Below are 15444 nucleotides of genomic sequence, written 5' to 3' on the forward strand. Positions count from 1 at the left end.
GTACCATTACAAAGACAATCAATTGCAAGCAGCTTATAATGCCACCTTGGCTAATCGGGCTTTTTCAGACTCATTTTCCAGTCGGACCAATAACCCGAAGGCAATGAGCGAGGATACGCTACAAACAATAACGATTGCGAGCGCCGCCTTTACACCCAAATGCCCCATTGCGAATGCCATCGCAAATGGAGCCATTGCTGACACAATAAGCCGTGCCGACATTATTTTACCCTGCATTGCGCCATATCCTTCGCTTCCGAACAGCGAAAGAGGCAACGTCCCTGACACTATACTGAAGAGGCCGTTACCAAAGCCGAACAGACAGGCAAATATTAACGCCGCAGCTATGAATGGAGCGCCGAGCATCAGGCAGGTGACTGCAAGCGCCATTAGTGAGGAAGAAATGATCGCGAGTTTGATCGGAGCAAGGTTCTTGCCGCCGATCATGTTTATCAGACGGCTGGTCACCTGGGATGGACCAAACATCGCCCCTATCAAGGCTGCCGATCCTGCAAGACCAAGGCCTTTCAACATCGGAATCATATGAACGAGGATAGCTGCTGCGATCAACGATTGAAACGAAAGACCGATTAGCAGGTACATGAAACCTCGCCGACGAAAAAGCCTTGGCAGCGTCCCTTCAGTTATCGTGCGCGATCCATTCGCCGAACTTGTACGAGCTTTCGACGCGAGATTTCGCGCTAGCCAAAAGTGAACTGGCATACAAAGAGCGAAGTGAAGACATGCGAACAGCAGATAAATTTGCTGCCATGTCAGCCATTGCTGAAGAGATGTGGTGATCGGCCAAAAGATTGTCGAGGCAAATCCTGCAATCAAAGTCAGGTAAGTGATGCTGCGCTGTGCAACCGTTGGTGCAAGTTGCACCAGAAGAACAAAGGCCGCGCCGTACTGTACCAGGTTCGCGGCCACTTCGATAAGCGTCAGGGTTGCTGCGAATGTGACCGCATTCGGTGAAAAGGCACTGGCGACCAATGCAGTGGCCGCTATTATTGAGCCAACGGTCATCACGCGACCTGCACCGAGGCGATCAATTAGACGTCCCATCCAGGGTGCCAGGAAGCCCCCCGTCAGGAGAGCGACCGACAACGCTCCGAATATCCATTCATTCGAAACAGAGAAATCTTGCGCCATAGATGGCGCAAGAATGCTGAAGGAATAATATAATGTGCCGTAGCCAATATTCTGGGTCAGTCCTAGACCGACAATGGCGGCGATAGGAAGCCGTTGGACGCTCATGATGATTTTATCGCCATAGTTTTGCAGTTTAACGGCGTCAAAGAACTAAACCTGCATCATGCACAACATTGCGAGTTAGTTGGGTCACAGCAAGAACTGGCTCCTTTTATTTGCTCTGCCAGCCACCGATCTCTGGGTTTGCAGCTGGAAGGACGTGCCGTTAAAGCCACTTCAAAGGTACCGTTGGTCAGAAGCGGTGCAGTTGCGTAATAAAGTGCCATGGGCCGCTTTCCATCGCTGACTTCAAATGTGAGCCTGGCACCGGGTTCCAACTGGACGTGCTTCGATACTTTGTGAATGATTGCCGCGAATTTCGCCGCTGGCATATGGCTTCGGTCGTCTTCGTCTATGTCCCAGAGCTGAACAAACATCTCTGACCATGCTTCCGGATTAGCGCCACAATCCAGAGCAGAGAACTGACCTGCCTTGACTTCGGTAACATGATAGCCGGGTTTCGTTGGATGCCCTTCATAGAAGAACACCAACGGTGCCTCTGGGGCTTCTTGCAATCCATTGAGGAGATCGTCGAGGCTGATTTCAGGCGATACGCTCTTGTCGATTACGTTCATGTTCGGTATCCTCGATTCAATAATTCAAGGATTGTTGAAATATGGATGACCGTCAAGCTCTTTTATCATTTGCGGCACTCTCACAGGAAACGCGTCTTGGCATTATCAGGACGTTGGTCGTTGCTGGACGAGAGGGACTGGCCGCAGGAGCAATTGCGGAACGCATGGGCGTATCTCCGTCAAATGTCAGTTTTCATTTGAAAGAACTGGAAAGGGCGGGATTGATATCGCAACGGCGTGAGTCACGTTCGCTCATCTATGTCGCCAATTATCAATCCATGGCCGATCTCATCAAATTTCTGATGGAGGACTGTTGCGCGGGCGATCAGATCATTAAGGCGACTGTGGAGGAACCAGATGGCTGCTGTACTTCTGGGCGGGAAACGGAAGCTGGGTCACTTCGCTGAAGCAGACTCATTTGTTTCAAAATGGCTGGAATATTGAGCGCTCGCACAACAGGATGTCTTGCGAGACGCTCAATCTTTTTCTGAATTCAGATTGATTTCAACGAAACACGCTTTTCGAGTTTGGCTGCTTCTTCCTTGCGCTCGCTATAACGGTCTGTGAGATGATCCGAGATGCCACGCGTCAGAAGTGTAAACTTCATCAGTTCTTCCATTACGTCCACCACGCGATCATAGAACGACGAGGGTTTCATCCGTCCAGCGTCGTCAAATTCTTGCCATGCCTTTGCGACGGATGACTGGTTTGGAATGGTGATCATTCGCATCCATCGTCCAAGAATGCGCATCTGATTGACCGCGTTGAAGCTCTGCGATCCGCCTGATACCTGCATCAATGCCAGAGTTCGGCCCTGCGTCGGACGAATTGCTCCACCCGGCAAAGGAATCCAGTCGATCTGCGATTTCATGACGGCGCTCATGGCTCCATGACGTTCTGGACTGGTCCAGACTTGCCCTTCTGACCAAAGCATTGCCTCACGCAATTCCTGAACCTTCGGATGCTCTGCCGAACCATCGTCAGGCAAGGGAAGACCATTGGCGTGAAAGACACGCGTTTCAGCACCCATCGCATCGAGCAGACGCTGTGCTTCCAGCGTCAGAAGCCGACTATAGGAACGATCACGAAGTGAGCCATAGAGCAAAAGGATACGAGGCTTATGCTTTGGAAAGTCGGCGCGTAGTGCATCCAGGTCGGGCAATGCGAAGGAATTCTGATCGAGGTTCGGCAGGTCCATGTCAGCGGGACTTTCTTTCATAGGTGATGACTTCTCCGTCCTCTTTGGTGAATGACGACACCGGGTTTTCCAGAATGTCGAGAACCAGTTCTGACGGACGGCACAATTTGGTGCCAAGTGGCGTTTCCACGATTGGACGATTGATCAGGATAGGATGCGCCATCATGAAGTCGACCAGTTCGTCATCGGTCCAGTTTAGATCGGACAATCCCAACTCGGCATATGGTGTGCCTTTCTCGCGAAGGAGTTGGCGAGGCGTCATCTGCATTGCTCGAAGCAATTCAACCAGTCGTTCTCGCGACGGCGGATTTTGCACATATTCGATGACAACAGGCTCTTCGCCGCTGGCATGGATCAAGGCCAATGTGTTGCGAGAGGTGCCGCATTTCGGATTGTGATAGATCGTAACTGACATCAGAGTTTTCCTGTTTCGCTGACTGGCTTTTGATTGGCACCGCGTTCGTACCAACCCTTTGAGCGGTTCACGATCCAGACGACCGAGAGCATGACGGGCACTTCAACAAGAACGCCAACCACTGTTGCAAGTGCTGCGCCAGATGAGAAGCCGAAAAGACTGATTGCGGCTGCTACAGCCAGCTCGAAGAAGTTTGAAGCACCAATCAAAGCCGAGGGACCGGCGACGCAATGTTGCTCGCCTGAAATGCGATTCAACAGATAAGCGAGGCCAGAGTTGAAATAGACCTGGATGAGGATCGGGACGGCCAGCATTGCAATGATCATGGGCTGTGCGATGATCTGCTCTCCTTGAAACCCGAAAAGCAAAATCAGGGTAGCGAGAAGGGCTAGGAGAGAAATAGGTTGGAGAGCATTCAGAAGGCGCGTCAGGGACTGCTGTCCACCGCCCTTAAGAAGGCCACTGCGCAGGACTTGCGCAATTATAACGGGGATCACAATGTAAAGAACGACAGAAATTACGAGCGTATCCCACGGCACGGTGATTGCAGACAAACCTAGAAGCAGTCCAACAATCGGTGCAAATGCGATGACCATGATCGAATTGTTTAGTGCCACCTGAGAGAGCGTGAAATGCGGCTCGCCTTTCGTCAAATTCGACCAGACGAACACCATTGCCGTACAAGGGGCCGCTGCCAGAATAATCAGCCCAGCAATGTAGGAATCGATCTGGTCTGCAGGCAGATAAGGGCGAAACAGCCAACCGATAAATAGCCAACCGAGAAGCGCCATAGAGAATGGTTTGACGGCCCAATTGATAAATAGCGTGACACCGATACCGCGCCAATGTTCTGTGACTTGCTTAAGCGCCCCGAAATCGATTTTCAGAAGCATCGGAATAATCATAAGCCAGATCAGCACAGCGACTGGGATATTGACGTTTGCGACCTCGGCAGAGCCAAGCAGATGAAAGAATGCTGGGAATATATGCCCCAATGCGACACCGGCGACTATGCAAAGCGCCACCCAGACAGTCAGATAACGTTCGAAAGTGGACATCAGTTATTCTCCACATTTGTCTGTGTGCTACCTTCCATGGTGCCGATTTCTTTCAGATTCTTTTGAAGCGCCATGCGGTCTATCGTGGCGTGGGGAAGGCTCAGGAAAGCCGATATCCGGTTCTTCAGAAAGCGGGCCGCCTGTGCAAAGGCGCGCTGTTTTTCTGCGTCATTTCCTTCGGCAGCGGCAGGGTCTTCGATGCCCCAGTGGGCTGTCATCGGATGTCCGATCCAGACAGGGCAGGCTTCTCCGGCAGCGTTGTCACAGACCGTGAAAATGAAATCCATCTGAGGGGCGTCGGTACCTGAAAACACGTCCCAACTTTTCGAGCTCAGGTTCTCGGTGGAATAGCCGAGAGCGTCCAGTTCCTTGATCGCGAGGGGATGCACTTCGCCCTTCGGCTGGCTACCAGCCGAAAAAGCTCGAAAACGTCCTTCGCCATCCTTGTTCAGGATCGCTTCGGCCAAAATTGAGCGTGCAGAATTGCCCGTGCACAAGAAGAGCACGTTATATACATGGTCAGTCATTTGATTAGTCCGTTAGATGAGGGCCAAAATCATCGAGAATAGTTCATTGCGTTGCCGCTTTTGGTTCGCAGCACGGTGTCAGGCTTTCAATTAAAGGCGCACAAAGTTTCGCATTGCCACCACAACAGTCGTTGATCATGAAAAGCGTCAGATCTCGAAAACGATCAAGATCAGCGCGATAGATGATCGAACGGCTCTGACGTTCTCCCCTCACGAGACCTGCACGCGACAACGTCGCAAGATGCGCGGACATTGTGTTCTGCGGAACATCCAGAATGCGTGCCAGTTCCCCTGCCGGAATACCGTCAGGTTCGTGCTTTACCAGCAGGCGGAATGTGTCGAGCCGTGTTAACTGAGCGAGGGCAGCCAGTGCCGCAATTGCGTCTTCGTTTTCCATATATCCAGAATAACGGATATATAGCCGTTGTCAACCTGCTCTGATAAATTATTGGTTTCCAGTCGCACTATGTGGCGCTGCGATTGTTTCGGGCAATGGAGACTGCTTTTCCGAAAATAAAACAAAAAGGTCATCCCCAGTGTTTTTGATAATCTGGGCCCTTCGATTCTGGCTGCTGAGCCTTTTCGGGGTGAGTTATAATCACTGGTAACGGTGCAGGAAGATCGGGTCCGACAATGATTGCTTCACCTTGCGCCAACGATGGAATGAACGCTGCCGCATCACGATCTAGATCGCCGCATGCTCTTTCAATTGTCTCCCGGTCGCGATCATTGGTTAGGCGGTGTACAAAAAGAGTTCCCAACTGGCTTAGAACGTCGGTCGGAACGTCTCTCGGTCGCTGTGTGGCAATAGCAGCCGTTAGACCAAATTTTCTGCCTTCTTTTGCAATCAATCCAAAAGCATCCAGTGAGATACGGTTGGTATCATCACCTATGGAGCGTCCCACGAATTGATGAGCTTCATCCAGGAAGCAAATGAGCGGGCATTCTTTGAATGCTTCTTCTCGCGCTAAATTCAGCAGGTATCGACCGATTGTATTTAGTAATATCTCGCGCGTATTATATTTAAAACTGACGCGTTCAAACGACAGTAAAAGCGCATTCTGTTTTGGGTCGTCAATAAAACTTTTGATGATTTCACATACGTCTTCGCCGTCTTCAGAAAATAAGCATCTCATTTCTGAAGAGGAAAGATAGTTTTCTATTCTGACGATCAACGAATTACAGAATCCTAGCGCGGCATCATCTACCTTGCCATAAAATCCATTAACATTGGCGTCGTAAGAACTATGCTTAACACATTCGTCCCGAATTTGGGCAGAGAGTAGGTGAATATCGAAGTCGCAGAATTGCGAGTCCAGATCGGAAGAATGATTGATCAGAGCCTTACTAATGGAACTCCGACTTCGCCCAACTTTTATGATCGTTCCACTTTCCCTGATCTCAATGAAGTGGTTTTTCTCTTCCAAATATATTGTGTTACCATTTGCTTGTTTCTTAGCGCCAAATTTTTGCGGATCACTTCGTAATAGTGCTGATAATCTGAGGTTTTTAATTGCGCTTCGTAAATTGGGACCTTGCATCTGAGTGGAAGGCGTCAGAAGGCCGTACAGGTCGGTTTCCGACAGATACTTGTAAGGAAACCTTACAAGCGGGTGCTGTGCATCACCTGTCGAGTAACGGTACTCTTTCGCCCCAGCTATTCTACCTTCGAACTCCCCAGTCGGGTCGAACAATATACATTTGCCTTTGAGACGAACCACTTCGTTAACAAGTCGCGATAACGTCCAGCTTTTCCCGCCACCCGTTGCACCAAATATGCCGCAATGTCTGCCAAAGAGTTTTTCTGGCGGGATCATAATATAAGCGTCATTCAGTCCAGAAAGGCGTCCCAGCTCGATGAGGCTTTGAGCACCTTTTTCCGTTGTTGTTTCGCCAGAAAGAGCAGATTGGATCGCCGCTGCGAGTGCGTGTCCTTCCGCTAAATATACGCTGTCTCCAATCCTAGGCTGGGTGTTGATACCGCGAGAAACTTCTTTCGTTGTTTTATCAATTGTGGCCAACAACTGAGCGCGGCCTTGTGGATCGGTGACGATTTCCTGCTCCAGTTGACGTTCCAACGCCGAACGTTGACGCTCCGGAACGATGACTTCTGTCAAACGACCAAGAACTATCGCTGTGTCACAATCAATAAAAAGGAAATCGCCAGTTGTACCTCTGGCGAGACCCCGTTGTCCGGAGATGGCCAGACCTAGCGGAACCGTCAGTTCAACAGACGAGGCTCCCACTCGGGTTACGGTACCCACGCGCTTATCAGGATCGATCAACGCATAATCGTTTGTTGCAGTCATTACACGCCCCCCAGATCTTCCAAACGCATTAGAAGCCTCTGGCGGTCGGTTTCGCCGGACACAGAAGGAATCGCGTCAACCAGATCTTCAAAGCGCCCGTTAAGGACCGTTAGTCTGTTGTCCCCTTGCTGGATCAAGCGCATCAGTTTCAATTGATATTTATTGGGCAGAAATTCCTCTGCTTTCAAAGCGTGATCAGGTTGGATAGCGTCTAGCTTCTGTTCTTCAATAAAGCCTGGATCAACAAGTACTAGTTTTAAGGAAAGGTTGGATTCTACGGCAGACCAGATAGGTGAGCTTATATGATCGTCTGCGAAGCCAAAACCTGCGATGAAGATAGTAGTATCTGGCTCTCTTAATGCAGATTGAAACGCTGCAAACATGTCCAGATAAGGCATTTCGAACGCCTCTTGATACTTCGTTGATCTCGGATAGATCAAAACAGGAGCGAGTTCATTTCCTTCGCCTTTGGCTCGCCGAATAACCGCGCCGTCTGATCTTCTTCTCCAGTCAACGGAACCATGCATTTTGTACAAATGAAAGACGCTGTCGATGTAATCGGCCTTTGTGCCAGACGATGATCTTCGTACGATATCGGTTTGAAAAAAATCTCGATTAAAGCGTTGTTCGGCACTGTGCGAAAATCCGTCAATGAAAACAATGCCTAGCCGCGCTCCAGCTTCTTCCAGACAAAGATCATAGTTGGTGGTAAACAGCTTTACGCGCTGTTTCTCAGCACTTCGCTTTGAAAACTTTCTCAGCAAATTCGAATGAGCGGGGAGAGATGTATTCTCGTTTACAAAACCAACCTCGCTCAAAATAGCGGCTTCGGCCTGCGAAATAAAATCTGTAAGAACGGCTACTTCTGATTTCGGGTCTAAATGAACATCATTTGTCGCACGAACGCTGAGCAGCTCCAGTTTCATTTTACAGAGACTAAGCAGCTTTTCGATATTACCTGCGCTATTCTCATTCGGTCCAGACGGCTTGCCCAGTAATTCATCGGCGATGTCGTCGAAGCTTTGACCGTCTTTAAGTTTTTCTTCGTCAATTTTTTCGCGTACAGCATTCCAGAGTGTTGCCATTCCAGGGGCTTGGTTTCCACCACTAGGATTTACAGCGGAGACAGATGCACCCGACCCCAAGAGAAATATGACATTTGTAGAATTGAAGGCATTGCGAAGCGTCTCTCCGACCTTATTCTTCGCTCCAGGGATTGTCCTGCTACTGACATCTTTAGGATCGGCAGGTTGGTCTTCCCAAGCGAGCCACCTGTCTTCGCGCGTGTACAAACGCAAATACTCGGCCATACCCGTCTTTTTTTTCCAATAACCGGTCACGCCCCCTCCGATTCGATCACGCAAACTGGACGCCATGTTCCATCATTTATTCGAGCTTAGTAAGGTGCAAAGAGCCTTCCTGTTCGCAATCCAAGCAACAGATAAATGAAAATAGCAAATCTTATTAGCCCCGAGCAAAAGGCCTCACTATCATTCTCGCAACTGGGCGCGAATGATCATTGATTAGTAAGAAGGGGAATGATTTAGGAACTCTAACGAAATCACGTGAACGGTTTATCTAGAGTTTCACTTCGGACAACGAGTTCCTTTTACCCAACTTCATACATGCTTGGGCGAGCTCATGTTCCAGCCGTTCGCAGCGCTTTTCCAGCTCCCAAACGTGTAACGATGCATCGTGTAAGCGTGTGGCCAGAACGCCCACATGACGCTCAAGGGTTATTTTATCCTCACGAAGAAGTCTGACGAGTTCTGCAGCCGATGGTGGGCGCTCATCCAAAAAACCCTTGTTCATTGCAGCTAACACTGCTTCCCGAACTTTAGGATAACGGCAACCTGCGGAACCGATTAGTGTTCTGCTTCTACCCGCTTCACGCGCTACTGTAGCGATAGTAACTCGCAAACAGCCCCGGTTTGCAAGCGCTACATTTCGGTCGTCTCTCGGATTACCACTTTTTATCCGATTAAGAGCTTGCATCAATGCAATCTCGGCATCGGACTTTTGTTCCTTTACTTTCTTAGTGAGTTTCATTGTGTATCCCCATTCCCACTTCGTCGAAAGCCCCGTTCGCTTCGACACCGAGCCTTCGAAGGATCACAATCGAAGTGCGGACCGCTTCCGCTGCAACCGCAGCGGCCCCGAATTCGCCCGCGACTCTATTTGATTCGTACACTGCCAAATTGCTGTCGTATCTCGCCTGCCAGAAGTCGAGGTTATCGGAGAAAACTAGGAAATTTGCGCACTGACAACATATGCCTGGCCGTCTGGTACCGTAGTGAGGATGTCGTGCACTGAGGTCAAAGGCCCCATTCGCTGTGTGGTGACAACGGGCGCATTCACTACGAAATAAGCAATTTCCCCATGGTGCGGGCCAAACGCGAACATCGTCCTCCTTTAGCGAAAGCGCTAGCCTAGAGATACGCTCTCCATCAGTACCATCCCTGCCGATCAGTTGCTCAATAGCCTGCCGCCTTTCGCAAATTTTTTCCGTCATGTTTCCAGCGGCAGGCCTGCCGTTTAAGACATCGAGTATGAACTTTGATGCTGCATAAGTGGCTTCATCATCAATAAGCCCGAGCATTTCCGGGTCCACTCCTAGATAACCCCGCTCTGTCATAGCAATTGACATATGCTTAAAATGATCACGCACGCCGTGCACTAAGCGAGCATCTGAGCGAACCATATAGATAGCGAAACTCTTTCGCCATTGATGCGTCGATACTCGCCAAGACTGCAAGTCCGGCGGAATATCGACATTTTCTTTGATCCATTGATTCTGGGTAACACGCAGTGACCCGCTTAATATCCTGCCGATTGAACCGGCTTCTCTCGGGAAGCCTCGAGCAATCTTAAACGAAACAAGAAGCTCCTTGCGATTATCTAAGTCTCGCCATGGTCGGAAGAGTTTCCATAATATTGTGATTGCTCTAACTGCGGGTGGGATATACTTTGACCCCATAGGTCGGGACCCTGCTAGCCACTCAACGTTCTCAAACACATCTTGTTGTTTAAATACCCGTCCGTGCAAATGGAATAGTTCTGTCAGCCCGCTGATTGACGGGGAGGTACTGATGCAACTCGGCCAAAGGTCTTCTTCCTGCATATTACCAGCGATAATTCCGCAGATCTCGCTAACTCTGAGTCCAAGCATTCCCTGCACGGCTATTATTGCCGCATCTCTAACTTTTATAAATAGATCCCTAAGTTCATTTATCGCATTATTCTTCGATAGAGTTCGAGAACGATTTCCATGCTTTTGGCAAGGCCACTTAAATTTATATTTTGATAGCTCCCTGTTAATATAAAATCCGTAAGAGTTAGATCTTAAATGTAAAACATCTCTGCGTGCCTTCAGGTGAATCTCTTGCAGTTCTAAAACATCGGCGGCTCGAACATCTAACCATTGCAAAGCCTTATTCATACTACCTAGAAAGATGGAATCTGGCACTGCGGGTATGAACCCTATATCGCCATAGGCCCCCGAAATTTCCATAACCGTTTCATTGGCGGTTCTCCCACCAAAAGGATGACGCGCCATTACTAAATCTGGAACATCACGGAACAAATTTGACTGCTCGTATATTCGACAAAGTATATCTGCGTACCTATGAATCGTACCATTTGATGGAGCAGATAAATAATGCTCACCAGACACCATATCCTCAATATAGTTTATACATATAATTGGATCCATCTGGGAGAACTTCGTAAGTTCGTTTGCGTACATCCATTGTATCAAATATTTTAGCTCACTAAAAAGATTTGAATACGTAGCTACTTTTGGATTTCTACCTCTTTGATTATTATTTATTATTGAATAAAATAATAGTTTCGCGTGCTCAAGAAGTCGACCGTTCTCTTTATCAGAAAGAAAAACACCATTTGCTAGTGGAATCTCCCATCGTATAACTACATTTCTACATCCAGCAGTCGTCGCCTCAAAATACCATATATTATCATCCCAACGACTTCTCTCAGAGACATAACATTCTCTTAAGTTAAGCAATTGAAACCGAAAAGAATTATTATCATCAACCAATGAAAGGGAAGTTTTCATTATGTTACTCCAATTCTGGGAATGGAGGCAGTACCAGCGACACTCCATTTCTTGCCGTTTCAGTAAACTTCGGCAACCAATACTCCTGAAGATACCTCAATTGACGGGCCCAACCGTCGAGATAGCGGGCCGGATCGAGAGCCATACGAGCATCGTCGAGACGATCTTTAAATTGAAGTAAACGCGCATATGCACGGGGATCATCACTATCGACGTATGCGAGAGGACATGCTGCGCAGGCACCGAAAGCTGTACACAGTTTTCCTGCTTGCTGATGTGTAACTGGAGAATTATATGGATCGGCACATCCAAACCCAGGCGTTGCAGCTCGCTGCACTCCATTGTTAAGCAGGCCGTCTCTCGAATCTGACTTGCCGTTTGTTAAGGTATACCGTTCCCGCGCAGCCATTGCCTTGGAGAGAAGTTCTTCATCCCGTTTCTTCGCTGCTGTTCCTCGATAGTGCTTAGCTGTGACGTCGAGGTTTGCGTGACCCAACGCCAGCTGTTGCATCTTCATGTTCCCCGTAGCCTTATGCACAAGGTCACCGCCACTTGCACGTAAAGTTCTCAAAGTGAAATGCGGGAGACCATTGGCATCGATAAATGTCCTTAACGCGTTTCTCCAAGTACTACCGGCAGAAGATGTCGAGTTTTTAGACATGAAAAAAGATTTGTATTTACTTGATCTAATGCTTTTTCTTTCATCTGTATAAAAAATGAATACTTTATCCACATCTTGCGGTTCCACCAGATTCCGGGTCAACCGTGTGAAGCGTTCCAGAAGCCTTAAAAGGTTTGGAACGGAATCAAGACCTGTTGGCTTGGTACTGTACGACCTCACATGGCGGTTAGGTCTGGCCTCTGTCTTGCCTAGCTTCGACCTGTTTTTCGGTACCGCTATCTGTAATCGGTCGCTCCCAAAAATAGGATGTTCACCGATCTGCGACCACGTTAAACCAAGTAAACCCTCCGCATTGAAAAGCGTGTCGAAACCTAATAGAACAATATATGGAACGAGGTGACGGACTGAAAAATGTAAACGGTCCATTACTTCTCGAATTGTACCGTAAGGCTGCCTTAGAGACCGACTAAACCCCGGATAGACCTTCGGATCTATATTGGTATAACTCGCATCGAAAATCTTAACCAACAAGTTGAGTTTGATATCCATTTCTTTGAACGGAACGACACTCCGCGAACGGGGATCTGGTAGCGGTATAGTATTGTCATCAAGTACGTTGAAAGTTGTCTCGCGAAGAGCTACATCAGCGGCGATTTCATTTATAGCGGCCGCACGGATTCTTGAACAGGATATTGGATCGAGTATATTAGTCGCGATAATCTGATGATGTGCGCCTGGCCAAAGATTTTTGCTTGTTAGAAATGAGCTTGGCAAGAGGGATTTATAACGTTCAGATCTGGCCCAATACATAAAAATATTTTTAATCTTATTGTAATGTTTCGATTTCACCGACTTCTTTAGTTGCCTTGAAGGACCGTGTTCAAATTCCTGACTGCCATTCAACCAGTTTCCAAACATTAGCAGAACATTTTCGGGGAAATGCGCTACGCTCACCCGAGACCTGGTAGTTTCGAGGTCAAACGATCTAAGGAAAATTCTAAACTTTGTAAGGCTCTTCTTGAACGAAATGCGAGTGCCATGTGCTTGACCACGCCCCCAGTCCGCCAAGTAGTCAGCAATGCCTAAACCAATATCCCCGAAAGAGATCCAATCACTGAGATCTATTTCCTCCGCCGCGTCATTTGGTCCATTATAAAAACGCACCTTGAGCATCCCAGCCTTCGAAATAACGCCAAATTCTTCATTCGCTCGAATGGCGTGAACATTTGAAAACGCCTTTGAAGGACGCTGCGTGAGATGCTTTGGGACACCGTTTGTCTTTCTCTTATCACCGAACGCCATACAAGCTCATCCTGGTATAATGCGCGGCAATATCAGAGATTGTTGCTTCTTCTGTATCGATATACTTTAAGTATATTTTGCGTGTCGTTTCTGCGGTCGAGTGGCCTAAGAGTTGCCTCAGCTTCTCCCAAGGCTCACTGTTGCCCCGCAAAACTTCTGATTTGTAAAACATAACGGCGAACGTATGCCGAAGGTCGTGAAAGGTGTGTGCGGCAAGGTCAATTGAGAACGTGATAGGCCTGCCGTCTGAGTCGACTAGTTTGTCTCCGCTTTCAGGGTCCAACTTAAAGCCTGCGCTTCTGATAATTAAACCTTCAGCCAACACAGCTTTGGTAAATGCTCTCGACGGCGTCTGGGCACTTACTGGATTACCAACATCTCGAAAATTGGCACAAACCCCGTTGACGAATAAATGTGTGGGCTCTTTAAAAGCGAGATGGTCCAGGTTATGCTTTTTCGCGCAAAGAATTGCCTCATACCGTTCCGTGTCGTGGTACGTCACCAACGCTCTTAGCACGACTGAGGAAACAACCACTTTTCGCGTTGCTCGCCCCTTTGTTCGAACCGTAAGAACAAATTGCTGCCACTTGTCGGTCGAACTCAGTTTTCTTGCTTGATTAAGAACGTCCGATGTAGAGATGCTGGCGATTTCATCTACCCGCATCCCTGTGTGATAGGCGATTTCAGCCATTAAACGATTTCTCTTGGATGGATCCCCGACTTTCCATGGCAATACTGCACCATCAGAACCGAATATTCGGGGACCCAACCTATTCAGAACACCACGAAGTTCATTTACCTTAAGCGGTCTAGGATTATCTTCAGGATCCCGCCCTCGTGGACCTCTCCGTTTTCGTTGAACAATACTGGCGGTAGCAAGATGTGGCAAAAGCGCTGATTTCGGGCCAATCGGAAATCTCGATATACTATCTTGACATCCCTCTTGAGGATTCTCCGACAGCATTCCTGTTTGCCACGCCCAAGAGTAAAAGTTTTGGATACTAGCTAATCGGCGACTAACTGTACTTGTGCTGTATTGTCGATGGGTGAATGGCGAAACTGATTCTGCCATCAAATACCCGTACTCTGAAACATCTTCAGCACTAATGGCGTCCCATTCCAGATTATTGACTAAAACAAAACGCCACCATTGTGCCAAATCGTTAGCGATTGCTTTTTGAGTGTTTTGCCAACGAGCACTCTTCATCGGCTTATAGATTCTCTGCATTGAAAAAAGGTTGGCAGGCATGATGGGATGCCAATCGTTTGTGAAAAGCATCTGAAGCTCAGTTGGAGTAATCATCTGTGGCTGAGGTAAAGGGCCAGCAATATCGTGACCATCCCGACGTGCTTTAACTACACGGACATCACAAACGTGAATAGAGATTGGTTCTGACACGTGTTGCTCCTCTCTTCTTTTACCAATTCGAGTGGATTCAATATCTGCATGTAAGCTGCAATTGTCACTTCTCACCGCAATTACCTGCCGCAGCGATACCGGAATAAGTAACAGGATCATGAATGCGAAAAGAAATAAATCAAGTGGAAAGTTCAGAATATATAATTATTTCAATATGTTAAACTAGCAGAAAAACAAATTGTTAATCTAACAAACTAACAATAAACTATACTTCTCAGAACAAAATGGGATTGCAATCAGTCGAGTGTTTGCACGGCAACACCAATTCCTAAATAATTTAGAGCAGATAGTTGGATGAACTCGTCGTGCAAATTCGGCTTTCACAAAAAAGTCTTTCAAGTAAGAATCATCTCAAAATTTGATCGCCACGCGAGAATTCAAAATTCCAAGCGGCGATGCCGCCCGGAATTTCCAATCCTCTTGTGACGATGCTGAAAGGAGGTTGATCGAACGTAGCGCACGTAAAGGACAGCTAAGCTTTCTAATCGTTGTGCACAGTTCGACTCCGTATAAGGTTCGAATCCCGCCGCTCCGACCATTTTTAATCAAAGACTTAGCTACATCTGTATGCGCCGTCTCTGTCCCATTGATTTGGCGTGTTTTTATTGAGTGACGTTTCTGCCAGAAGGTCTTTTGCAAGAGCTGGAGATTTTGGATGGTAGATGGCGATGGGTTTGCGGGGCGTTTAGACA

15 protein-coding genes are annotated in these 15444 nt (G+C 48.0%); 1 reads left to right on the forward strand and 14 read right to left on the reverse strand.

Features of this window, described 5'->3' with window-relative positions:
* Positions 1 to 33: 33 nt before the first annotated feature.
* Positions 34 to 1257 carry an arsenite efflux MFS transporter ArsK gene (gene arsK, locus F9K91_RS22495; protein ID WP_151591265.1) on the reverse strand — a complete coding sequence of 408 codons (1224 nt, stop codon included), beginning with the start codon at positions 1255 to 1257 and terminating at the stop codon, positions 34 to 36.
* 56 nt (positions 1258 to 1313) lie between these two features.
* Positions 1314 to 1826, reverse strand: a complete 513-nt coding sequence (locus F9K91_RS22500) for a DUF6428 family protein (RefSeq protein ID WP_151591263.1) — start codon at positions 1824 to 1826, stop codon at positions 1314 to 1316.
* A gap of 41 nt (positions 1827 to 1867) precedes the next feature.
* Between F9K91_RS22500 and F9K91_RS22505 the strand changes: the two genes are divergently transcribed.
* Complete coding sequence (locus F9K91_RS22505; RefSeq protein WP_151591261.1) at positions 1868 to 2233, forward strand: ArsR/SmtB family transcription factor; 366 nt, start codon at positions 1868 to 1870, stop codon at positions 2231 to 2233.
* A gap of 86 nt (positions 2234 to 2319) precedes the next feature.
* On the opposite strand, the gene arsH is transcribed toward F9K91_RS22505, so the two are convergent.
* The 12 genes from arsH to F9K91_RS26210 all read right to left on the reverse strand — a co-directional run.
* Positions 2320 to 3045 (reverse strand): arsenical resistance protein ArsH, encoded by a 726-nt coding sequence (gene arsH / locus F9K91_RS22510; RefSeq protein WP_151591259.1) that lies wholly within the window; start codon positions 3043 to 3045, stop codon positions 2320 to 2322.
* Complete coding sequence (gene arsC, locus F9K91_RS22515; protein WP_151591257.1) at positions 3026 to 3439, reverse strand: arsenate reductase (glutaredoxin); 414 nt, start codon at positions 3437 to 3439, stop codon at positions 3026 to 3028. Before arsC ends, arsH begins: the two co-directional genes overlap by 20 nt.
* Positions 3439 to 4497, reverse strand: a complete 1059-nt coding sequence (gene arsB, locus F9K91_RS22520) for an ACR3 family arsenite efflux transporter (RefSeq protein WP_151591255.1) — start codon at positions 4495 to 4497, stop codon at positions 3439 to 3441. Before arsB ends, arsC begins: the two co-directional genes overlap by 1 nt.
* Positions 4497 to 5024 (reverse strand): arsenate reductase ArsC, encoded by a 528-nt coding sequence (locus F9K91_RS22525; protein WP_151591253.1) that lies wholly within the window; start codon positions 5022 to 5024, stop codon positions 4497 to 4499. Before F9K91_RS22525 ends, arsB begins: the two co-directional genes overlap by 1 nt.
* 43 nt (positions 5025 to 5067) lie before the next feature.
* On the reverse strand, positions 5068 to 5421 hold the full coding sequence (locus tag F9K91_RS22530; RefSeq protein ID WP_151591251.1) for an ArsR/SmtB family transcription factor: 354 nt from the start codon (positions 5419 to 5421) through the stop codon (positions 5068 to 5070).
* A 130-nt stretch (positions 5422 to 5551) separates the two neighbouring features.
* A complete protein-coding gene (locus F9K91_RS22535; protein WP_151678762.1) occupies positions 5552 to 7333 on the reverse strand; it encodes an ATP-binding protein in 1782 nt (593 codons plus the stop codon).
* Positions 7333 to 8673 carry an SIR2 family protein gene (locus tag F9K91_RS22540; protein ID WP_151591246.1) on the reverse strand — a complete coding sequence of 447 codons (1341 nt, stop codon included), beginning with the start codon at positions 8671 to 8673 and terminating at the stop codon, positions 7333 to 7335. Before F9K91_RS22540 ends, F9K91_RS22535 begins: the two co-directional genes overlap by 1 nt.
* A 238-nt stretch (positions 8674 to 8911) precedes the next feature.
* Complete coding sequence (locus F9K91_RS22545; protein ID WP_151591244.1) at positions 8912 to 9382, reverse strand: hypothetical protein; 471 nt, start codon at positions 9380 to 9382, stop codon at positions 8912 to 8914.
* The gene (locus F9K91_RS22550; RefSeq protein WP_151591242.1) at positions 9369 to 11408 is read right to left on the reverse strand and encodes a site-specific integrase; all 2040 of its coding nucleotides are present in this window, start codon (positions 11406 to 11408) and stop codon (positions 9369 to 9371) included. The genes F9K91_RS22545 and F9K91_RS22550 overlap by 14 nt, the downstream gene beginning before the upstream one ends.
* Before the next feature lie 4 nt (positions 11409 to 11412).
* Positions 11413 to 13332, reverse strand: coding sequence for a hypothetical protein (locus F9K91_RS22555; protein ID WP_151591240.1), 1920 nt, complete (start codon positions 13330 to 13332; stop codon positions 11413 to 11415).
* On the reverse strand, positions 13319 to 14731 hold the full coding sequence (locus F9K91_RS22560) for a tyrosine-type recombinase/integrase (RefSeq protein WP_167522256.1): 1413 nt from the start codon (positions 14729 to 14731) through the stop codon (positions 13319 to 13321). Before F9K91_RS22560 ends, F9K91_RS22555 begins: the two co-directional genes overlap by 14 nt.
* A gap of 372 nt (positions 14732 to 15103) precedes the next feature.
* The coding region (locus F9K91_RS26210) for a hypothetical protein (protein WP_208852724.1) at positions 15104 to 15444 on the reverse strand (341 nt) is incomplete at its 5' end.

Origin of the sequence: Brucella tritici, from assembly GCF_008932295.1 — a bacterium.
In the GTDB taxonomy this organism is placed as follows: domain Bacteria; phylum Pseudomonadota; class Alphaproteobacteria; order Rhizobiales; family Rhizobiaceae; genus Brucella; species Brucella tritici.